The 21,460-nt window shown below is 51.0% G+C and carries 14 protein-coding genes and 2 pseudogenes; 6 read left to right on the top strand and 10 right to left on the bottom strand.

All coding sequences use genetic code 11. The features are described 5' to 3' along the window. Window positions 1-173 precede the first annotated feature (173 nt). Window positions 174-2,351: a TonB-dependent siderophore receptor gene (locus MNO13_RS11195; protein WP_232887065.1), complete on the top strand. Its 2,178-nt coding sequence runs from the start codon at window positions 174-176 to the stop codon at window positions 2,349-2,351. A gap of 54 nt (window positions 2,352-2,405) precedes the next feature. On the opposite strand, the gene MNO13_RS11190 is transcribed toward MNO13_RS11195, so the two are convergent. The 4 genes from MNO13_RS11190 to ebgR form a co-directional block, all read right to left on the bottom strand. Next, window positions 2,406-3,896 (bottom strand): amino acid permease, encoded by a 1,491-nt coding sequence (locus MNO13_RS11190; RefSeq protein ID WP_241939986.1) that lies wholly within the window; start codon window positions 3,894-3,896, stop codon window positions 2,406-2,408. A 96-nt stretch (window positions 3,897-3,992) separates the two neighbouring features. After that, entirely contained in the window at window positions 3,993-4,445 is a 453-nt protein-coding gene (locus tag MNO13_RS11185) for a beta-galactosidase subunit beta (RefSeq protein ID WP_064546156.1), read from the bottom strand. Then, on the bottom strand, window positions 4,442-7,516 hold the full coding sequence (ebgA, locus tag MNO13_RS11180; protein ID WP_064546154.1) for a beta-galactosidase subunit alpha: 3,075 nt from the start codon (window positions 7,514-7,516) through the stop codon (window positions 4,442-4,444). The genes MNO13_RS11185 and ebgA overlap by 4 nt, the downstream gene beginning before the upstream one ends. A 231-nt stretch (window positions 7,517-7,747) precedes the next feature. After that, entirely contained in the window at window positions 7,748-8,731 is a 984-nt protein-coding gene (gene ebgR, locus MNO13_RS11175) for a transcriptional regulator EbgR (protein WP_241939985.1), read from the bottom strand. Window positions 8,732-8,979: 248 nt separating this feature from the next. Between ebgR and ygjK the strand changes: the two genes are divergently transcribed. Beyond that, window positions 8,980-11,352 carry an alpha-glucosidase gene (gene ygjK / locus MNO13_RS11170; RefSeq protein WP_241939984.1) on the top strand — a complete coding sequence of 791 codons (2,373 nt, stop codon included), beginning with the start codon at window positions 8,980-8,982 and terminating at the stop codon, window positions 11,350-11,352. 125 nt (window positions 11,353-11,477) lie between these two features. Here ygjK and MNO13_RS11165 read toward each other — a convergent pair whose 3' ends face one another. Continuing rightward, window positions 11,478-11,729: a GlsB/YeaQ/YmgE family stress response membrane protein gene (locus MNO13_RS11165; protein WP_064546149.1), complete on the bottom strand. Its 252-nt coding sequence runs from the start codon at window positions 11,727-11,729 to the stop codon at window positions 11,478-11,480. 232 nt (window positions 11,730-11,961) lie between these two features. On the opposite strand from MNO13_RS11165, the gene ycgR reads away from it, so the two are divergent. Further along, on the top strand, window positions 11,962-12,693 hold the full coding sequence (gene ycgR / locus MNO13_RS11160) for a flagellar brake protein YcgR (RefSeq protein ID WP_064546555.1): 732 nt from the start codon (window positions 11,962-11,964) through the stop codon (window positions 12,691-12,693). 7 nt (window positions 12,694-12,700) lie between these two features. Here the strand turns inward: ycgR and emtA are convergent, their stop codons facing one another. Next, complete coding sequence (gene emtA / locus MNO13_RS11155; RefSeq protein ID WP_064546147.1) at window positions 12,701-13,309, bottom strand: membrane-bound lytic murein transglycosylase EmtA; 609 nt, start codon at window positions 13,307-13,309, stop codon at window positions 12,701-12,703. Window positions 13,310-13,422: 113 nt separating this feature from the next. Between emtA and ldcA the strand changes: the two genes are divergently transcribed. Both ldcA and MNO13_RS11145 read left to right on the top strand, forming a co-directional pair. Next, window positions 13,423-14,343 (top strand): muramoyltetrapeptide carboxypeptidase, encoded by a 921-nt coding sequence (gene ldcA / locus MNO13_RS11150; protein ID WP_121813617.1) that lies wholly within the window; start codon window positions 13,423-13,425, stop codon window positions 14,341-14,343. Between the two features lie 49 nt (window positions 14,344-14,392). Next, window positions 14,393-16,096, top strand: a pseudogene (locus MNO13_RS11145) (potassium/proton antiporter); the annotation flags it as partial. 6 nt (window positions 16,097-16,102) lie between these two features. Here MNO13_RS11145 and MNO13_RS24525 read toward each other — a convergent pair. From MNO13_RS24525 to MNO13_RS11135, 3 genes and pseudogenes are all read right to left on the bottom strand, one after another. Beyond that, window positions 16,103-16,165 (bottom strand): annotated as a pseudogene (locus tag MNO13_RS24525) (hypothetical protein); the annotation flags it as partial. An 81-nt stretch (window positions 16,166-16,246) separates the two neighbouring features. Further along, a complete protein-coding gene (gene dadX, locus MNO13_RS11140) occupies window positions 16,247-17,320 on the bottom strand; it encodes a catabolic alanine racemase DadX (RefSeq protein ID WP_241939983.1) in 1,074 nt (357 codons plus the stop codon). 19 nt (window positions 17,321-17,339) lie between these two features. Next, on the bottom strand, window positions 17,340-18,638 hold the full coding sequence (locus tag MNO13_RS11135) for a D-amino acid dehydrogenase (protein WP_064546139.1): 1,299 nt from the start codon (window positions 18,636-18,638) through the stop codon (window positions 17,340-17,342). 325 nt (window positions 18,639-18,963) lie between these two features. Between MNO13_RS11135 and MNO13_RS11130 the strand changes: the two genes are divergently transcribed. Then, window positions 18,964-20,499 (top strand): SpoVR family protein, encoded by a 1,536-nt coding sequence (locus tag MNO13_RS11130; RefSeq protein ID WP_064546553.1) that lies wholly within the window; start codon window positions 18,964-18,966, stop codon window positions 20,497-20,499. A gap of 80 nt (window positions 20,500-20,579) precedes the next feature. Here MNO13_RS11130 and fadR read toward each other — a convergent pair whose 3' ends face one another. After that, a complete protein-coding gene (fadR, locus tag MNO13_RS11125; RefSeq protein WP_064546136.1) occupies window positions 20,580-21,299 on the bottom strand; it encodes a fatty acid metabolism transcriptional regulator FadR in 720 nt (239 codons plus the stop codon). Window positions 21,300-21,460 lie beyond the last annotated feature (161 nt).

Below are 21,460 nucleotides of genomic sequence, written 5' to 3'. Positions count from 1 at the left end.
ATTGTTTTGTTTTCGCCTTGTCCTTCCCCTTTTCCTGGGGGAGAAGGACGGGATGAGGGCGCCCGCTCCCCCGCCAAAATTGGCACTTGAAACAAAAAACAATAACGATAATAATTCGCATTCAATTTATTAGCACAAATAGCTAAATCAATACCTCCTGGGAATATAACTAAATGAAACTGGCATTTACAGTAAAGCGCTCTGCTTTACTCTGCGCGCTGGCACTCGCGGCCCCCACTTACGCATTGGCAGAAGACACCGTCGTCGTTACCGCCTCCCCCGCACAAACCTCCACCAGCCCAACCGAAGGTTACAGCGCAACGGTCAGCCGTGGAGCAACCAAAACCGATGAGCCGCTGATTACTACCGGTCAATCCATTTCGGTGATTACCCGCCAACAAATCGAAGACCAGGGCGCGCTCACCGTCAACAACGCGCTAAATTACACTCCTGGCGTATTTACCGGCTTTGCCGGTGGTGCAACGCGTTATGACACCGTGGCTTTGCGCGGTTTCCACGGCGGCGACGTCAATAACACCTTCCTCGATGGCCTGCGCCTGATGAGCGACGGCGGCAGCTACAACGTGATTCAGGTTGACCCGTGGTTCCTCGAGCGAATCGATGTGATTAAAGGGCCATCGTCGGCACTTTATGGCCAAACCATACCAGGTGGACTGGTAATGGAAACCTCAAAGCGCCCGCAATTTGTCGAGGAAGGCCACGTTCGTGCGATGTACGGTAATCACAACACCAACGGCAGCGCATTTGATTACACCAATGCGATTAACGAAGAATGGGCGTATAGGATTATTGGTTTAACCAAAAACAGCGACACTCAGTACGAGAACACGCGGGACGAACGTTATGCGATTTCCCCGTCCCTGCTGTGGCAACCCGGCGAAAATACCTCGCTGTTGCTGCGCGCCTATCTGGAAAAAGATCCATCAGGCGGATTCCACGGCTCGGTTCCGGCTGATGGCAGTATTTATTCATCCACCGGGCGCAAACTCAGCACCGGTTTCTCTGACGTCGAACCGGGCAATGACGCTTTCAAACGCCACGAGCAAATTTACAGCTACGAGTTTGCACACAGCTTTAACGATGTGTGGGCGTTCCGCTCCAACGCCAGTTATACCCACTCGAACGTCAGCCTGAAACAGGCTTACCAGATTGGTTGGGCAGACGTGGCGCATGACGAACTGATGCGTTATTACAGCGGCGAAACTTCATCGCTTGACGCTTACGCCATGGATAACCAACTGGAAGCCGATTTTGCAACTGGCGAGCTGGATCACAAAGTGGTGCTCGGCGGCGAATTCCATAAGTTCACCAACAATTTGTCCGATGACTCCGCTTACACCACCAACCTCAACCCGTGGACGGGTGAGTCTGGCGGCCCTGGCGGTTTCTATTATTACGACCCACGCGACCCCACGTATTCCACCATCAATCAGGGCCTGCTGACCAAAGCCGGTAAACGCCAGTATGAACAAACGGGTGTCTATCTGCAGGATGATATGCAGTGGAATCAATGGCACATGACGCTTTCTGGCCGTTACGATCACATCGTGACCAAGAGCCATATTGTGGCAGATGCCATTGATAGCGTCGTCACCGATAACCGTACTGACGATCACTTCAGTGGCCGCGCATCGTTGCTGTACGCATTCACCAATGGGATATCCCCATACATCAGCTACAGCCAGGCCATCACGCCGCAGGTTCTGCCGGATGCCGAAGGCAAGCTGCTGAAACCGACCACCGCTGAACAGTATGAAGCCGGGATGAAATACCAGCCGCTGGGTACGGCGGATCTCTACACCCTCGCCCTGTATGACCTGACGCAGAAAGATGTCGGGAACCGCGTGGTTCAGGGCAGTTACTATGAGCCAGCGGGTAAAGTTCATTCGCAAGGTGTTGAGCTGGAAGCACATTCTCAGTGGCATCCACGTTTCTCGACCGTTGCCGGATACACTTACAACAAAGTGCGCTTTAAAGATGCCATCGACGGTAACGATGGCAACACGCCATACGTCACACCAGATCAGATGGCCAGCCTGTGGGGAATGTTCAAAGCCGACTTCGGTATTAGCCTGGGTTCAGGTATTCGCTATATCGGCAAGCAATGGGCGGACAATGAAAACACCCTGCGCGTGCCTTCTGTAACGCTGCTTGATGCAATGGTGCGTGCTGAGATGGGGGCGTGGACGCCGTCACTGAAAGGTGCCTTCGTGCAAGTTAACGCCAATAACCTGACGGGCCGTGATTACGTTGCGGGTTGTTACGGCACCGGTTACTGCTACTGGGGCGCGGAGCGTTCTGTGATTGCTACTGTGGGATATGATTTTTAATCAGTGAAGTGGGTGTCGGATGGCGCAAGCGCCATCCGATATTTATTTGACCTTTTACTGAATGACACTCCCGGCAATCTTCACGTCAGTCTTTGCACCCTGCTGTTTTTCCAGCGCGAGTTGCGCCAGTGGCGTATCCGCTTCATAACGCCCTTTCGCATCGAGAGTTTTCTCGTATTTGTTGTATTTCCACCAGGCATAGCCGAGGAAAATAACCAGACCGCCAACGTTATAAAACACAATGGTCATAATGCTCGCCCCCGTCGGGAAGGTTGAAGCAATAAACCCGACGGTGAAAATAACAATTAAGACGCTAACAATAGCGATGCCCTGCATTCGCGAACCCATGCGGAAATCACGGTTCACTTCATCGTATTTCAGGCGCAAGTTCAGGTAAGCCAGCATGATAAACAGCGGTGGCAACATTGACGCTGCTGCCGTCATGTTAATCAGGGTGTTCATCAACTCCTGCACGTTACCCGAACCAATAGTTGGGATAAGCATCAACGGAATGACAATCAAGAACTGAATCCAGGCCGCGCGAGTCGGTACGCCATGCTGGTTCAGGCTAACCGTTTTCGCACCAAAGATACCTTTCGGGATCTCAGTAAAGAAGATTTTGACCGGTGCCGCCGTCCACATCAGCAAAGAACCAAACATGGCAGTGAACGAAACAATTCCGACAAAGCGATTCATCAGTACCACTGGCAGGCCAAAGTGTTGCGCCAGGCCGCCAAATACCTGAACCGTGCCACCGGTGTAGTGCAAATCAGCCTGGTGGACAAAGACGTTAATCAGCAGCGATGAAACGGTATACAGCACACCGATAAACAGCCCAGAAAGAATGATCACTTTGACGAACGCTTTACTGCCGCCCTTAACGTCATTGACGTACACCGCCACGGACTCTGCGCCACCAGCAGCCTGGAAAATCCACGCAATAATGCCGAGGAACGCCCAACTAAATTGCGGAGTAATGGCCTGCACGTTAATTGGGTCAGCCGGTTCAACGCCGCCAATCACCGCAGCACCTGCCAACACAATGTAGGAGAAAGTGAGTAATAACATCAGCGTAGAAGTTACTGACGTCATCGGCCCGAGCAGTTTCGCCCCGTGGTTTGAAATCCAGGTGGAGAATGCGAACAGGATAATACTGATGATAGCCGTGGTTAATGGCGTGAAAATATAGTCATAACCGAGGAACGCATACGAGGCGTAGGCAATTACCCTTGGCAATAACGAGGTGAAGAAAAACAGGTTCACAAACCAATAGGTGTAGGCGGTGATAAATGCCCAACGGCCACCAAGTGCACTTTTTACCCAGGCGTAAACCCCGGCTTCTGAATTACGGTTTAACGAGACAAATTCAGCGATGATTAAACAGAACGGAATAAAGTAAATAAGCGTAGCCACCAGGAAAACCGGTGCCGATGCAATGCCAAGTTGCACGTTATTGTTAATGACGTTATTGAAGCTAAAAACCGCCGCAAATGTCATTGCCAATAAGCCAAACTTGCCAATGGTATTTCTGTTTGTTGAAGCCATGAGAACTCCACATTGTGTAGGGTATATTTTTTATAACTGCTTTTTGTAGGTCGGATAAACGTCAGCGTCATCCGACACTAAGCGGTGCTTAACACCTTATTTATTAAGGAAATAGGTTTCCTCAACCGTCACTTTTAAAATTACCTTTCTCATGCCCTCACCATGTGAAAAACGGTGCGCCTGATGATTTTCAAAAATAACCACATTGCCAGCTTTGAGACGATAAGCCTCGCCCCGCCCGCGTAAATGCTCACGGTCAGTTTCGTCGCGATAAATCATTTCATGGGTTAAGTCGCTTTTATCCGCTATTTCAACGGTTTCTTGCCCAGCGAGGTAATAATGCACGTCGAAATAACGGCGATTCCCTTCAAATAATTCGCTATTTTCGCTGTTGCCTTCCGCCAGGCGATAGACCAGCGAATCGCCAATTGAATAAAAAACATTGGCTTTAATATTATTACGGTTATTAATCGCTTCCATGCAGCGTTGCCATTTCTTTCCGGCATGATAGATGCGTTTAAAATCTTCTAAGGTGTTTAAAATAATCATTCCACTTCCCTCGCTGGTGAAGCCTGCTGGAAATCGTATTTCGCCAATTCAACCGGGGTCATTTGTGACTGACTGAATGGCACCATGGTGAAGCCGTAGCTAAACGGTTTTAGATAAACCCGGAACGAATCCAGCACTTCTGAACCCCAGGAGTTAGAACCTAAGCCGAGAGTTTGGTCATCAAGATTCAGCGTCAGATAGTCGCTTTCCACAAGCTCATTGATGTGTTGCGCCTGCTGCAGCATGTCGGCGCTGTACGGCCAGAGACTGAAGTTAATCGGTTTACGCGGCTGAATAAAAAGACCATTCCCCTTTGCATCTTCAACAGTTAACCAACGCACCTGCTGGCGGTTACCGTTATCTTGTGGGAACGGATAGTTTTCAAACAGGCTGTCTACCGGCTGACGATAATGCCCAATCAGGTTGTTCTGGCAGCTATCGCCGTAGTTTTCACCCGGCCCACGGCCATAATATTCCACTTCGCTGAAACGCTTGCTGATGCCAAAATCGAGGCCAATTTTTGGAATAATCGCCTGATAATTTCCGTAAGGTGTGCCCGAAAGTTCAAGCGACACATGGCCCGCAGGGGTAATCCGCCACTGGTAGGTGCAACGCATGCCAAAATCGAAAACTGGCGGCGCAATCACGCTATCCACTTCAATGACCAGATCGTCACCTTGCGTGGTTTGGCGCATTGCGCGGAAATGGTGCTGCATCAGGTGGAGGTGATACGGCTGCCACAACCCTTCAAATTCCTGCTTATGGTTATCAATCGTCGGCTTGAAGAAGGTGAGATGCGGTGCGCGACCGACAATCTCTTCACCATTCACCAGCCATGAAGTCAACTCACCCGTCAGGCGGCAGAAGGTCAGGGAAAAATCTGCACCGCTGACGATTTGCTGATGCCCGCGCGTTTCGCTGTGCAGCGAACGGGAGGGTTTCACTGGCAGCGCTTCACGCGCGCCTGCCGCCTGGCGCAGGATTTGATAGTGGCCGAGCAAAGACATCGCTTCGCTGTATGGTGTTGCGTGACGTTTGTAAACTTCGACATTAATAAACACTTCGCCAGCTGGCAGCGACGGAGCATTGAGGCGCAATTGTTCTTTTTCACCGGGTTGTAAACAAGGTGCCGCCACAGTCTGTTGCGCGAGGGTTTCACCATCGAGCTGATAACTGACCTGGAGTTCGATGTCGTTTAACGCGCTGAACCAATAACGGTTTTCCACCAGCAACACATCATCTTTTTCGGTTTGCTGCACCGCAACCGGACACAAAACCTGCTTATATTCACGCAGCCCTGGCCCTGGACGCTGGTCGGGATAAATCAGCCCATCCATGCAGAAGTTATAGTTGTTTGGGAAGTCGCCGTAATCGCCACCGTACTGATAACGCTCACGTCCTTGCTCGTCGTGCACCAACAAGCCGTGGTCGCACCATTCCCAGATGTAATGCCCTTGCAGGCTTTTATGTTGATTGATGACCGCCTGATATTCCGCCAGCCCGCCCGGCCCGTTACCCATCGCATGGGCGTATTCGCACAAGATGCGCGGCTTCGGATGCGGGTACTCGCCAAAGGCATTCATCATTGAGACGCGGGAATACATAGTGCTGATGACGTCCACCACTTCGGCATCGCGATCTTCTTCGTAATGCACCAGGCGTGTCGGGTCCAGCTCCTTACAACGTGCGGTCATCGCGCGGATGTTGCAGCCGTAGCCGGATTCATTACCCAATGACCAGATGATGACCGACGGATGATTTTTCTGTGCCAGAACATGGCGTTCGATGCGTTCGACGTAAGCCTGCTCCCAGGCGGGATCATCGGTAATGCGGCTAATATCACCGACGTTAGCAAAACCGTGGCTTTCCAGGTCGGTTTCCGCCATTACAAACAGCCCGTACTGGTCGCACAAGGCATAAAAGCGCGGGTCGTTAGGGTAATGCGCGGTGCGTACCGAGTTGATGTTGTGCTGCTTCATCAGAATGATGTCGCGCTCGGCGCGTGCCATATCAATGGCGCGGCCTTTTTGATGGTCATGATCGTGGCGGTTGACGCCATGCAGTTTCAGGTAGCGACCATTCACGTAAAACAAGCCGTCGCGCACTTTGATATCGCGGAATCCGACCTGCTGCGGCACCACTTCGACGATCTCGCCACGGTTATCGCGCAGAGTTAGCAGCAGCAAATAAAGATTCGGCTGTTCTGCGTTCCACTGTTTAGGTTGTTTGACCGGTAACACCAGCTGGCAACGCAAATCGCTGTGGACAGACAGCGCATCGTGTTGCTGTTCGGCGAGACATTTTTCGCCATCAAATAGCTGTGCCAGTAGTTGATAGCCTTCGGCAGGCGTCGCTGTGATGTTACGCACATCACAGGAAAGCTGAAGTTGGGCATCACAGTAGTTTTCGTCAAATTCAGTGACGACCGTAAAATCATGCAGATGCACATTCGGCTGACCGGTCAGGTAAACGTCACGGAAAATCCCCGCCATCCACCACATATCCTGGTCTTCGATGTAGGTTGAATCCGCCCACTGCATGACGCGAACCGAGAGTAAGTTGTCACCGACTTGCACGTAAGGGCTGATGTCGAACTCTGCCGTCAGGCGGCTGCCTTTGCTGAACCCAACGTAGTGGCCGTTAACGTACACTTCAAAGTAGGTTTCTACGCCATCAAACTTGATGAGGATCTGGCGTTGTAGCCATTCGGAGGTCAGGGAAAACTGGCGCTGGTAGGCACCGGTTGGATTGTTGGTGGGAACAAAAGGCACATCAATCGGGAAAGGGAATCCTTCATCGGTATACTGCAAATGACCGTGACCTTCCATTTGCCACATGCCCGGAACGGTAATTTCGCCCCACTCTGGCATCGCCTGACGGTAAAACGCTTCAGGCACTTTTGCAGGATGGTCAAAATAGTTAAACGTCCATTTCCCGCTAAGTAACATAAAGCCGAGGCTTTCTTGCCGATCAAGCGTTTTAGCCTGCGCTTCGCTTGCGTAACGATGAAACCAGGCGCGTGGTGGCAGCCGGTTCTCAGATTGTTTGTTTATGTTTTCCCAGTTATTCACGCCAACATCCTCATTACGTGTGTATGAGGCAAACAATAGTAAATATTTACTAAAACTTAAAATCGAATTTTACTAAATGACGAGGGGATCACAATAATAGAGCCAATCCCCTAAATAATTCGAGTTGCAGAAAGGCGGCAACGCAGTGAGTCCCCAGGAGCTTACTCAAGTAAGTGACTGGGGTGAGCGAGGAAAGCCAACGTATCTGCGGCTTGAAGAATGACGGGGATTTTATGAGGTTGTAGTATCTCGCAACTGCAACGAGCTTGGGACAAACACCGAGAGCGGAATAGTACGTTCATCACGCAGGCGTTCCATTAAAAGATTTACCGCCTGGGCACCCATCGTTTCAGAATGGATACGCACGGTAGACAACGCGGGGAAAACAAAGCGTGCGGTAGGAATATCGTTAACGCTGATTAACGCCATTTGCTGCGGGACTTTAACCCCGTGTTCATGCAATGTACGCAACACACCAATGGCAATGGAGTCGGTAGCAACGAATAACGCTGGCGGGTAATCACCTGATGTAGCAAGCATTTTCAACGCGCACTGGTAGCCAGACTGGCTGCTAAAGTCGCCGTAATAAACATCTTTTGCGCTGACCACTTTCTTACTACGCCCATACTCTACGAAAGCTTCTTCACGCTGGTCGGCATAGGCTGGGTCATCGCGGCCACCAATAAAACCAATCCGCATATAGCCGCGCGAGATGAAGTAATCGATAACTTTACGGCTGATTTTGTACAAGTCCACGTTAACGCAATCAAAACGAGGATCATCAGTCACGCCATCGAGGAACACCAGAGGGAGTTCTTGTTGCTCAAGCCATGCCCTGGCAGCTGGCAGAGGTTTACCAATTATTAGTAAACCATCGACGGCGGCAACAACCGGACGTTCGCTTTTAAAGTCGTAACAAGAAACCAGAGTAATGCCTAATTTTTCGCATTGCGTTTCAATGCCATAGCGCATCGCCAGATAATAGGGATCGTTAATCTCGAGCTCTTGTCCGTGGGTATACAGTGCCGCAAACGTCAGCCGCTGACTTGCCTGCCGTTTCGCGCTGGGGACTTTGTATTCCAGTCTTTCGGCGGCTTCGAGGATTTTTTGGCGTGTCTGTGTTTTGACGCTCAAACTCGGGTCGTCATTGAGCACGCGTGAAACGGTCGCCACAGAGACCTGAGCCGCCTCAGCAATTTCCTTCAATGTAGCCATAACACCCCAATAATCACCTGATGAAAACAACAGCTTAATGTCATAACTGACCCGTGTATACCCATTCGTTTAACCTGTTTCACGGCAATCTGAAGTTGTGAGCCAGCTATCGCTTTGCTGCTTCAAGTGTATTTTTTAGTAAAATATTATCTAAGATAACTACCGTTACCCTGCCGTAACAATAATGCAAGCAAACGGCATAACCATTCGATACTTCTGATGCACTCTTTTATTGGTAAGGAAACGGCATGAAACCAGTACTTCGACTTGCCCCACTGGCGGTGTTGCTCGCGTTGTCGGGATGTCAGTCAACAGACCATGACTCGACAACCCTCAAAGCTAATCAGTTCCACAACGTTATTGACCGCAGCGGCGCGCCGCAAGCGATGCTCGATTACGATTTTGATGAGCATCAGCGCTTTAACCCGCTGTTTGATGATGGTGCGTGGCACGGGCATTTGCTGCCCGCAAGCAGCGAAGGTATGGGCGGATTCCCGGGGCCTGCGCTACTGACCGAAGAGTACATCAACTTTATGGCGAATAATTTCGACCGCCTGAGCGTGTATAAAAACGGTGAGAAAGTGGCGTTCACCATGCAGGCGTACAGCATTCCTGGGGCTTTGATTCAAACGCTCTCCGCACCTGGTGTGACGGTAAAAATGACGCTGCGTTTTGTCACTTCCCGCACCTCTTTACTGGCGACAGAAATCACCACCGACACGCCACTTGAGCTGGTGTGGGATGGGCAGTTGCTGGAAAAATACCATCTACAGGAACAGAAACCGCAGTCAAACGAGACGATTGACCAGGCATTCCCTGCATATGACCGCACACTACACGCCACCCAAGACGGACTGAACGTGAGCTTTGGTAAAGTGCGCTCCGACTCTAATCTGATGACGTCTGGCGAGTCGCAATACCAAATCCACAAAACGCTACCGATGAGCACGCAAATCAACGGGCATAGTTTTGTGGCAAAGGCGAATATTGCCCGTTCCACCACTATTTATACTACCTACTCGCACCTGCTGAATGCGGCGGAAGTGCAAAAAGAACAAACCAAAATCACCGATATTCTTCAGCATCCGCAACCGTATCTCAGCGCCTCGGAACAACGCTGGGAAGGTTATCTGAAGAAAGGATTAAACAACCCTGATGCCACAGCGGCTCAGACTCGCGTTGCAGTGAAATCGATTGAGACGCTCAATGGCAACTGGCGCGGTGTTGCCGGAGCGATGAAGTTCGACTCCGTGACGCCATCGGTGACCGGACGTTGGTTCTCCGGTAACCAGACCTGGCCGTGGGACACCTGGAAACAGGCTTACGCGATGGCGCATTTCAACCCGGATGTGGCAAAAGATAACATCCGCGCCGTATTTGCGTGGCAAATCCTGGCTGATGACCCTGTGCGCCCCTGGGATGTGGGCTTTGTGCCGGATCTGCTGGCGTATAACACCAACCCAGAGCGCGGGGGCGATGGTAGCAACTGGAACGAACGCAATACCAAGCCAAGTCTCGCCGCCTGGTCAGTGATGGAAGTGTATAAAACCACCGCCGATAAAGCCTGGCTGGAAGAGATGTATCCGCATCTGGTGGCTTATCATGACTGGTGGTTACGCAACCGCGACCATAACCACAACGGTGTGCCGGAATACGGCGCGACTCGCGACAAAGCGCATAACACCGCCAATGGCGAGATGATATTTACCGTGAAACGCGGCAACAAAGAGCAAAAAATGGTCGGTCTGGAGAATTACAACCGCGTGTTACGCAGCGGAAAGTATGACAGCATCGATATTCCGGCGCAGGTGGCGGCAGCCTGGGAATCAGGGCGTGATGGTGCAGCGGTATTTGGTTTTATTGAACCAGACCAGTTGCAGCGTTATCTGGATAAAGGCGGTAAGCGCGAAGACTGGCAGGTGCTGTTCGCGGAAAACCGCGCGCCAGATGGCACTTTGCTGGGCTATTCGTTGCTCCAGGAGTCGGTTGATCAGGCCAGCTACATGTACAGCGACAGTAGTTACCTGGCGGAAATGGCCGATATTCTGGGCAAAAAGGATGATGCGCAGAAATTCCGTGGTCACGCCAAAAAACTGGCTGATTACATTAACACCTGTATGTTCGACGACGCGACCGGCTTCTATTACGACATCCGCATTGAGGATAAACCGCTGGCAAATGGCTGCGCGGGGAAACCTATCGTCGCTCGTGGCAAAGGGCCGGAAGGCTGGTCACCGTTATTTAACGGTGCCGCCACCCAGCCACATGCTGACACCGTGGTTAAGGTGATGAAAGACCCGAAAGAGTTCAACACTTACGTGCCTTTGGGCACCGCAGCCCTCACCAATCCGGCATTCGGGCCGGATATTTACTGGCGCGGACGCGTGTGGGTGGATCAGTTCTACTTCGGGCTGAAAGGAATGGAGCGCTATGGTTATCGTGCTGATGCGGTCGAAATGGCTAATCGCTTCTTTGCGCATGCTAACGGGTTGATTACCGACGGGCCAATTCGTGAGAACTACAATCCACTAACCGGTGAACAACAAGGCGCACCTAACTTCTCATGGAGTGCCGCGCATCTTTATATGCTGTACAACGACTTCTTTACGCAAAAACAGTAAACATGAAACGGCCCCAGAAATGGGGCCGCTGAGAATAGCTTTTGTCGGGTGACGCTACGCTTACCCGACCTACAAAAGTAGTGGTAGGTGGGATAAGTGCCAGCGTCATCCACCATTTGCACAAATTATCGTCGAACCATGCGATAAATAATTAGCACAATAATCGCGCCCGCAACGGCAACCAGGAAACTCGGTAAGTTGAAGCCCGTAACACTGCCACCAATATGAAGAAATGTCGCTATCCAGCCCCCTACAACGGCACCGATGATCCCTAAAATACAGGTAAGGATAAAACCACCACCGTCTCGACCAGGCATAAGAAGTTTTGCAATAACACCCGCTATCAAACCGAAAATAATCCAGGCCAGAATACCCATGTTAAACGTCCTCTTCATTATTGTGTTGGTCGTAACAAGTCAGAATCCACGTCAACATGACCACGGCTTCTGTTTGTCGGTACGCTAAGTATAATCAAGTGTTAGAAAAATGTGACTGACGTCACCAACATATTGAATTTGTGAAGATAAAAAACCGAGATTTATCTTAAGTTTTTCACTTTTGTGCCGATATAGTTTCTTACAGCTTTCAAAACACAACATGGACCTGGCCTTGAGTAACTATAACGAGCAGTTTCTGAAACAAAGTCCTCTGGCAGTATTAGGCGTGTTACGTGATCTCCATAAAAAGCAGGTACCGATTCGTCTGAGCTGGCAATCCGGGCAATTCATCAGCAAGATTCTTGAGGTCACTGCGGCAGGTTTGATTGTGGATTTTGGTAGCCAGGCGCAGGAAAACCAGGGCGCGCAGAAAGCAGCAAACATTCAATTCACCGCCGAAACCGAAGGGGCGAAGGTTGAATTTATCTTGCCGAAAATCACGGCGATAAATTACCTGAACTTACCGGCATTCCACGCCCCTATTCCACCGGCTTTATGGTTTGTTCAACGCCGCGAGTACTTCCGAATTTCAGCCCCCTTGCAGCCGTATTATTTGTGCAACACAACGCTACCCGATGGTTCTCCCTTCCGGTTCAGGCTGTGTGATTTGTCATTAGGTGGAATGGGTGCATTGGTTGATGGCCCACTGCCGGAAGGGCTGAAAGATGGGATGCGTTTTTCTCAGGTGGAACTCGATTTAGTACAGTGGGGGAAATTCCATTTTGATATGCAGTTGATCACCTTATCTGAACGGAAAGTGATCGACAGTAAGAACCAGACTGTCAGTACCCCACGCCTGAGTTTCCGCTTTCTTAACGTTAACCCCGCCGTGCAGCGCGAATTGCAGCGTATTATTTTCTCGCTGGAACGGTCGGCCCGCGAGAAAGCAGGCCGGGTGAAATAGCAAACAGTTACATCGCGTTTAACGCTTTAGAGACCTTATACAAATACCGTGGTGCCTGCGGTGCCGGGTGGTTCTTCGCGATGTACTGGTAAAACTCGTCTGGGCTTAGGTCATTGATCTCATCAATGGCCTTTTTGCGATCTGAGGAGAACGTCCTGAGCAATGCCCCCGCACCGTTAGCATACGAGGCCAGTAACGCATATTGCATCGTTTCCGGGTCCTCAATACCGGCCAGAATGCCGTGTTCGAGAATGCTCAAATACGCAGTACCAATTGAGATGTTACGAGCCGGGTCTTTCAGCTCACTGGTTGACGGCTGCCCGCCCCACCCCAGATGGCGATAAACATCTTTGCCAGCTGTTGAGGCTTTAATCTGCATCAGACCCACAGCATTGGATTTACTGACCAGCGCAGGGTTACCGCCGGACTCCACAGCAATAATGGCTGTCACCACGCGTGGACTTACGCCCCACTCTTTTGCCGCTTGTTCGGTAATTGGCATCCATGTTAATGCGCGTTGTACCGGTTTTGTTGGATCCCACTCGGGTTGTTTGGTTGTGTGGCTCGAACAACCCGCTAATACCAGAACCAATACAATCAGCCATCTTATATTCACGCATCTATCCTTATATTACTAAGCCGTAGTTACCGCGATTCGTCGTTGTCGACGGGTGACAACCACCGTTTCAAGCGGCATGATAACCAATTCACTTTACGCAAGGAAATGCCATGTCGACGATTCGTTTAATTGCCCCCTCTGGATTCTGTGTTAATCAGGCTGCTGCTGCCCGCGGCATCGAACGTTTGAAAGCCGCAGGTCACCGGGTTGAGAACCAGTCTGTGGTGACGCGACGCTTCCAGCGTTTTGCCGGAACAGACGAACAACGACTGGCCGATATTCAGGATTTATCTGCACTGCCGTCAGAATGCGATATCGTGCTGGCGGTACGCGGCGGCTATGGTGCAACGCGTCTGCTTGAAAAGATTGACTATTCGAGCCTTGGACATGCCTTTGCTGAACGGACACCGATCATTTGCGGGCATAGCGATTTCACCGCAATTCAGTTAGCGCTCCTTTCCCAAACCGGGACGGTTACCTTCAGCGGGCCAATGCTTGCCGGTAACTTTGGCGCTGAAGAGTTGAATAGCTTCACCTGGCAGCATTTCTGGCAAGCAATTACTGAACCGAAATTTACCGTGGACTGGCAAAGCCCTACGCCAGCCTGTACCGCGAGCGGTACGTTGTGGGGAGGAAATCTGGCGATGCTGGTGTCGATGATTGGATCGCCATGGCTCAAGGTTATCGATGGCGGCATTTTAGTGGTTGAAGATATTAACGAGCACCCGTTCCGCGTGGAGCGCTTGTTGCTGCAACTTCATCACGCAGGGATTCTAGCGCGTCAAAAAGCGCTGATTCTGGGCAGTTTTAATGGTGCAACGCTAAGTGATTATGATGGCGGGTATGATTTCGACGAAATGTGCCAAATGTTGCAACAACGCTTATCGATACCGGTCCTGCGGGGTTTACCGTTCGGCCATGAACCCGAAACAGTTACCCTGCCACTGGGTGCCTGGGGTGAACTGCATCACGATGGGCAAACTGCCAGCCTGACCGTCAGTGGTCACCCCGTTATGAGGCAAAAAAAGTAACTTTCGCCCTGCAGATAGCACAATTAATCAATGCCTTCCGTGTTAACATATGTACACGTTTGGCACAGGCAAAAGGGGAAAGATAATTTTGGACGCAGGGGCGATCGTCAGTCTGTTTATTTTAGGTTCCGTATTGGTAACTTGTAGCATCTTATTAAGTTCTTTTTCCTCTCGTCTTGGTATCCCCATTCTGGTTATTTTCCTCGCTATCGGCATGTTAGCGGGGATCGACGGTATCGGTGGCATTCCGTTTGATAATTATCCTTTCGCTTATTTGGTCAGTAACCTGGCACTGGCGGTGATCCTGCTTGATGGCGGAATGCGCACCCAGGCCAGTTCGTTTCGTGTAGCCCTTGGCCCCGCGCTTTCGCTTGCCACTGTTGGCGTATTGGTAACATCGGGTTTAACCGGTATGGCGGCCGCCTGGCTGTTCAATCTTAATTTAATCGAAGGCTTACTGATTGGCGCTATCGTCGGCTCAACCGATGCGGCAGCGGTGTTTTCATTGCTTGGCGGCAAAGGGCTTAACGAACGTGTTGGCGCCACACTGGAGATTGAATCTGGCAGTAACGATCCGATGGCAGTGTTTCTGACCATCACGCTGATTGAGATGATTCAGCAGGGGCAAACTGGCTTGAGCTGGATGTTCGTGGTGCATCTTATTCAGCAGTTTGGGCTGGGAATTTTGCTCGGCCTCGGCGGCGGTTATCTATTGTTGCAGATGATCAACCGCATCACTTTGCCACAAGGTTTGTATCCGCTGCTGGCGTTGAGCGGCGGGATTATGGTGTTTGGCATCACCACGGCGCTGAACGGTAGTGGGATTCTGGCGGTCTATCTTTGTGGTTTCCTGTTAGGTAACCGCCCGATTCGCAGCCGCTTTGGTATTCTGCAAAACTTTGACGGGCTGGCGTGGTTTGCGCAAATCGGCATGTTCCTGGTGCTGGGATTGCTGGTGAACCCTACTGATTTGTTGCCGATTGCCATTCCGGCGTTGCTGCTTTCTATCTGGATGATTTTCTTTGCCCGCCCGCTGTCTGTGTTCCTCGGTCTGCTGCCATTCCGTGGCTTTAATCTGCGTGAACGTGTGTTTATCAGTTGGGTAGGATTACGCGGTGCGGTGCCGATTATCCTCGCGGTATTCCCGATGATGGCGGGCCTCGAAAATGCTCGTTTGTTCTTCAATGTGGCGTTCTTCGTGGTGCTGGTATCGCTGTTGTTACAGGGCACGTCTCTGAGTTGGGCGGCTAAAAAAGCCAAAGTTGTGGTGCCGCCAGTCGGTTGGCCGGTTTCCCGTGTCGGTCTGGATATTCATCCTGAGAATCCATGGGAACAGTTCGTGTATCAGCTAAGTGAAGATAAATGGTGCATCGGTGCCTCCCTGCGCGACCTGAAAATGCCGAAAGACACGCGAATAGCGGCACTGTTTCGTGACAATGTTCTGATGAATCCTGGCGACCGCACGCGGTTGAAAGTCGGTGATGTGCTCTGTGTTATTGGCCGTGAGCGCGATCTGCCTGCACTCGGTAAAATGTTTAGCCAGTCACCTCCTGTGGCGCTTGATCAGCGCTTCTTTGGGGACTTTATCCTCGAAGCCAGCGCCCAGTTTGCCGATGTCGCGACCATTTATGGGCTTGAGCTGGATGACAGTGTGAACACGCAGCAAACGTTGGGTGAATTTGTGGTAGGCATGCTTGGTGCAGCGCCGGTCGTCGGTGACCAGGTAGAATTCGCTGGCATGATTTGGACGGTTGCCGAGAAAGAAGATAACCAGGTGCTTAAAATCGGTGTCAGAGTCGAAAGCGAAGAAACCGAGTAACAAAGTGGGTGTCGGATATCGCTTGCGCTAATCCGACATCCACGTTTTGTAGGGCGGATAAGCGTAAGCGTCATCCGTCAGCTTTTAAGGTTGTGTCACAACAGGCACTCGCGGTGCCAGTGCACACATCAGTTCGTACCCTACTGTCCCTGCAGCATGAGCGACATCATCAATTTTAACCTCGTTACCCCACAACTCAACCGGGCTACCGATCCCAGCCTGTGGGCATGGTGTGAGGTCAACAGCCAGCATGTCCATGGATATCGCCCCGACAGTGTGCGTTAACACGCCGTCGACACGCACTGGCGTACCCGTCGGTGCATGACGCGGGTAACCATCCGCATAACCACAAGCGACGATACCAATTCGCTGCTCAGCATCAGTGCGATAACGGCTGCCGTAACCGACGGCATCGCCCGGTTTGAGATTCTGGATACCAATAATTTCACTTTGCAAACTCATGACCGGCTGCAAGCCGCTGGTGGCGACATCGCACCATTGGCCGCTCGGCGATGCGCCATACAGCACAATACCCGGACGAACCCAATCGAAATGCGCTTCAGGGTGCCACAGCGTCGCCGCAGAATTCGCGAGTGAGCGAGGGCAATCTAAACCTTCGACTGCCTGCTCTACCCGCTTCATCGGTTCAACAAGCCCTTCAGGCTGCTCCGCATCGGCAAAATGTGCCATCAGCGTTAACTGGCCGACGTTGGCAATAACCCGTAATTGCTGCCAGATAGAATGCACCCGATCAGCGCTGAACCCGAGTCGGTTCATGCCACTGTTCATTTTCAGGTAAACATCGAGTGGTGCGTTAAGTTTGGCATTCGCCAGAGCCTTCACCTGCCAGTTGCTGTGCAAACTGGTGGTGAGACGGTACTGGTCAAACAGCGGCAGTTCATCGGCGTGGAAAAAGCCTTCGAGCATCAAAATCGGCCCTTTCCAGCCGCGTTCACGCAGCAAAATAGCTTCTTCAATGTTGAGCATCGCGAAGCCATCAGTTTCATTTAATGACGACCAGATACGCTCCAGACCATGACCATAAGCATTCGCTTTGACGACCGACCAGACGCGTGAATGAGGTGCTGCCCGGCGGACAACTTTTAAATTGTTACGCAGCGCGCTGAGATCCAGCGTCGCAAGAACAGGACGGGTCATGTCCGCTCCTTGTTTAAAATTAATTATGAGCGTTATGCAGACGCTGTGAGCCTGTCGGATTGAAGCCTGGGGAGTAACGCGCTACCGCGAGATCATCAAACGGTATCGCCGGTGTTCTTCCAGAAATTAAATCACTTAACATCTGACCTGAGCCGCAGGCCATCGTCCAACCCAGCGTTCCGTGCCCCGTGTTGAGCCACAAATTCTTGAACGGTGTCCGCCCGACAATCGGCGTGCCGTCTGGCGTCATCGGACGTAAACCGGTCCAGAATGTCGCCTGTTCAACGTGCCCACCGCGCGGGTAAAGATCGCGGACGACCATTTCCAGGGTTTCACGACGTGGTTGCCGTAATTCAGTGTTGTATCCAACAATTTCTGCCATTCCGCCGACGCGAATCCGCTGGTCGAAACGCGTGATAGCAATTTTGTATGTCTCATCGAGAATAGTCGAAACCGGAGCGCCTTGCTCATCGGCAATAGGTATAGTCAGGGAATAGCCTTTGAGCGGATACACTGGAATATCAACGATATTTTTCAATAAGCCCGTGGAATACGAACCGAAAGCGACAACATAGGCATCGGCTTTCACCACCTCTTTACCGCACTGCACACCAAAAATATTCTGGCCTTCATACAGCAAACGATCGACTGGCGTATTAAAACGAAACACTACGCCCGCTTCGGCGGCCATGCGGGCCAGATTTTGCGTGAACAACTGGCAGTCGCCAGTTTCATCATTAGGAAGACGCAGGCCACCCGTCAGTTTATGGGCCACATCAGCCAGTGCAGGCTCTACTTCGGCTAAACGACTGGCTTCCAGCAATTGGTACGGCACACCGGCATCTTCGAGAACCGCAATGTCTTTGGCCGCGTTTTCAAACTGCTGCGCGGTGCGGAACAGTTGCAGCGTACCGCCCTGCCGTCCTTCATATTGAATATTGGTGCTCTGGCGCAGTTCTTTCAGGCAATCGCGGCTGTACTCTGCCAGGCGCACCATGCGGCCTTTGTTTTCCATGTAATGGCGCATGTCGCAATTGCGCAGCATTTGCAGCATCCACTTCAGCTGAAATTGCGTGCCATCAAGGCTAATGGCCAGTGGAGCGTGGCGCTGGAACATCCATTTAATAGCTTTAAGCGGCACACCAGGAGCCGCCCAGGGGGCGGCGTAACCCGGTGATATTTGCCCGGCATTGGCCGCGCTGGTTTCCATGGCAGGCCCCGCTTCCCTGTCGATAACCGTGACATCATGCCCAGCCTGACGCAAATACCAGGCACTGCTGACACCAACAACACCACTTCCCAGCACCACAACACGCATATCCATTCCACCATTTAGCTAAAAGAATAATCTTCTGATTACAAATTGATAACCCAGATGAAAATGTTATTCAACATATGGCTTTATTATAGTGACTTTCCTCACATCCTTAGCTGATACAGCAGGATGGCGATAATTAGAATCTCCTGCGATGATTCTATTTTACGCAGAATATTATTCTGCATTTCTCGTCAAATACGGGGTGTTAAGATGAGTAAATCGTGAGGAAAAAATTTTGCTTGCAGCGGCTAAGTTTCAGGAGTTGTCTATTCTTGAAGGTGAGGCTTTCCATCCAGAGAGAGCCGCCAACAATGAGGGCGCGCTGATGGCTATTGTTACTGATTCCGCCACAAAGGATTCTAAACGTCTTAGTGATGGACCTGACTGGACGTTCGAACTGCTTGATGTCTATCTCGCTGAGATTGACCGTGTCGCTAAACTCTATCGGCTGGAGACTTATCCTCATCAAATTGAAGTGATTACCTCCGAGCAAATGATGGATGCTTATTCAAGTGTCGGGATGCCGATTAACTACCCGCACTGGTCATTTGGTAAAAAATTCATTGAAACGGAGCGGCTTTATAAACATGGGCAGCAGGGTTTGGCCTATGAAATCGTCATCAACTCGAACCCGTGTATCGCTTATTTGATGGAAGAAAACACCATCACAATGCAGGCACTGGTTATCGCGCATGCCTGTTATGGGCACAACTCTTTCTTCAAGAACAACTACTTGTTCCGTAGCTGGACGGATGCCAGCTCGATTATTGATTATCTGATTTTCGCCCGTAAATACATCACCGAGTGTGAAGAGCGTTATGGCGTAGATGAAGTAGAGCGTTTGCTCGACTCCTGCCATGCCCTGATGAACTACGGCGTGGACCGCTATAAACGTCCGCAGAAGATTTCATTGCAGGAAGAAACCGCCCGGCAGAAAAGCCGTGAAGAGTATCTGCAAAGCCAGGTCAACACGCTCTGGCGCACCCTGCCACGCCGTGAAGAGGAAAAGACAGTTGCTGAAGCACGTCGTTACCCTTCTGAGCCGCAAGAAAACCTGCTCTATTTTATGGAGAAGAATGCACCGCTGCTGGAGTCATGGCAGCGTGAAATTTTGCGTATCGTGCGTAAGGTCAGTCAGTATTTTTATCCGCAGAAACAAACACAAGTGATGAATGAAGGCTGGGCGACGTTCTGGCACTACACCATCCTTAATCATCTGTACGATGAAGGTAAAGTGACCGACCGCTTTATGCTGGAGTTTTTGCACAGCCACACTAATGTGGTGTTCCAGCCGCCGTACAACAGCCCGTGGTACAGCGGGATTAACCCGTATGCCCTCGGTTTTGCAATGTTCCAGGATATCAAACGAATTTGCCAGTCGCCGACCGAAGAAGATCGCTACTGGTTCCCGGATATTGCGGGTAAAGATTGGCTGGAAACACTGCATTTCGCGATGCGTGATTTCAAGGACGAAAGTTTTATCAGCCAGTTCCTGTCACCAAAACTGATGCGCGATTTCCGTTTGTTTACCGTGCTTGATGATGACCGCAATAATTACCTGGAAATTGCCGCTATTCATAATGAAGAAGGCTACCGGAAGATCCGTGCTGAACTGTCCGCTCAGTACAATCTCAGCAACCTTGAGCCAAATATTCAGGTGTGGAACGTTGATTTACGCGGCGACCGTTCGCTCACGCTGCGTTATATCCCGCATAACCGAGCGCCACTGGATAAAGGGCGTCGTGAAGTCCTCAAACATGTGCATCGTCTGTGGGGCTTTGATGTGACGCTCGAGCAGCAAAATGAAGATGGTAGCGTTGAGTTGCTTGAACGTTGCCCTCCACGGCTCAATAGCCTGTAACCGTCACTGCACCGGCATAAAAAAACGCTTCCTTCGGGAAGCGTTTTTCGTATTAAGTGGGTTGATATGAAAATGCCAGATTAACGGCTGTGCATCGCCAAATCGCCCGGTAAATTTTTCTGCATCCGATGCCAGATTTCACCACTTTCACGGCCATAGGTACGAACGGTATCAAATACCTGGTCGTGCAGGCCTTGTTGGCAAATTTCTGCCAGACGGTGGTAGAAGCCTAATGCCAGGCTGCGCGCTTCAGGGCTTGAGAAATAGTGACGACCGATACGGGTATATAATCCTTTCATTCCATTGAGGATTAGCCCGTAAATCGGGTTGCCAGAAGCGAACGCCAGGCCACGGAAAATGCTGTAATCCAGCTTTGCAAACGCATCAGCGTGGTCTTCAACACTATTCGCCGTCGCCAGGACTTCTTGTGCTTTATCCGGATGCTGACGAACAGCGGTGCGGATAAAGATCGTCGCAATGTTGGTACGAACGGATAACAGATTATCAATCAGCTGTGGCACGCTGTCGTGATCGAGACGTGCCAGCGTTTCCAGAATGTTTAAACCTGAGGTTTCCCAGAAGTTATTCACTTTGGTCGGCTTGCCATGCTGAATGGTTAACCAGCCATCACGCGCCAGACGCTGAAGCACCTCGCGCAATGTGGTACGAGTGACGCCAATTAGCTCGGATAACTCACGTTCAGCGGGAAGAATTGTCCCCGGAGCGAAGCGGTTATTCCAGATACTCTCAATGATGTATTCTTCCGCGAAACCCGCTGGGCTCTGCGCCTTAATGACCATAGTATGCTTTCCATTACACAGGTTTTGCTAAAGAGACTCATCATACCAGATGCCTTGCGGCGCAGGTAGCAGCGACAGCCGCCAAATGTGGAATCGTGGTTTAATTTTGCACGTAATCACACATCCAAATAATATTCCAATACCTTGATTGAAATCTTGTG

The organism is Buttiauxella ferragutiae, from assembly GCF_022637515.1.
GTDB lineage: Bacteria > Pseudomonadota > Gammaproteobacteria > Enterobacterales > Enterobacteriaceae > Buttiauxella > Buttiauxella ferragutiae.
This window is presented reverse-complemented; position numbering and strand designations above follow the sequence as displayed.

Bases quoted from the DNA above. Each gene is read 5' to 3' on its own strand.
- MNO13_RS11195 (WP_232887065.1), top strand. From the start codon at position 174: ATGAAACTGGCATTTACAGTAAAGCGCTCTGCTTTACTCTGCGCGCTG.
- MNO13_RS11190 (WP_241939986.1), bottom strand. From the start codon at position 3,896: ATGGCTTCAACAAACAGAAATACCATTGGCAAGTTTGGCTTATTGGCA.
- MNO13_RS11185 (WP_064546156.1), bottom strand. From the start codon at position 4,445: ATGATTATTTTAAACACCTTAGAAGATTTTAAACGCATCTATCATGCC.
- ebgR (WP_241939985.1), bottom strand. From the start codon at position 8,731: ATGGCTACATTGAAGGAAATTGCTGAGGCGGCTCAGGTCTCTGTGGCG.
- ygjK (WP_241939984.1), top strand. From the start codon at position 8,980: ATGAAACCAGTACTTCGACTTGCCCCACTGGCGGTGTTGCTCGCGTTG.
- MNO13_RS11165 (WP_064546149.1), bottom strand. From the start codon at position 11,729: ATGGGTATTCTGGCCTGGATTATTTTCGGTTTGATAGCGGGTGTTATT.
- ldcA (WP_121813617.1), top strand. From the start codon at position 13,423: ATGTCGACGATTCGTTTAATTGCCCCCTCTGGATTCTGTGTTAATCAG.
- dadX (WP_241939983.1), bottom strand. From the start codon at position 17,320: ATGACCCGTCCTGTTCTTGCGACGCTGGATCTCAGCGCGCTGCGTAAC.
- MNO13_RS11135 (WP_064546139.1), bottom strand. From the start codon at position 18,638: ATGCGTGTTGTGGTGCTGGGAAGTGGTGTTGTTGGTGTCAGCAGTGCC.
- MNO13_RS11130 (WP_064546553.1), top strand. From the start codon at position 18,964: ATGGCTATTGTTACTGATTCCGCCACAAAGGATTCTAAACGTCTTAGT.
- fadR (WP_064546136.1), bottom strand. From the start codon at position 21,299: ATGGTCATTAAGGCGCAGAGCCCAGCGGGTTTCGCGGAAGAATACATC.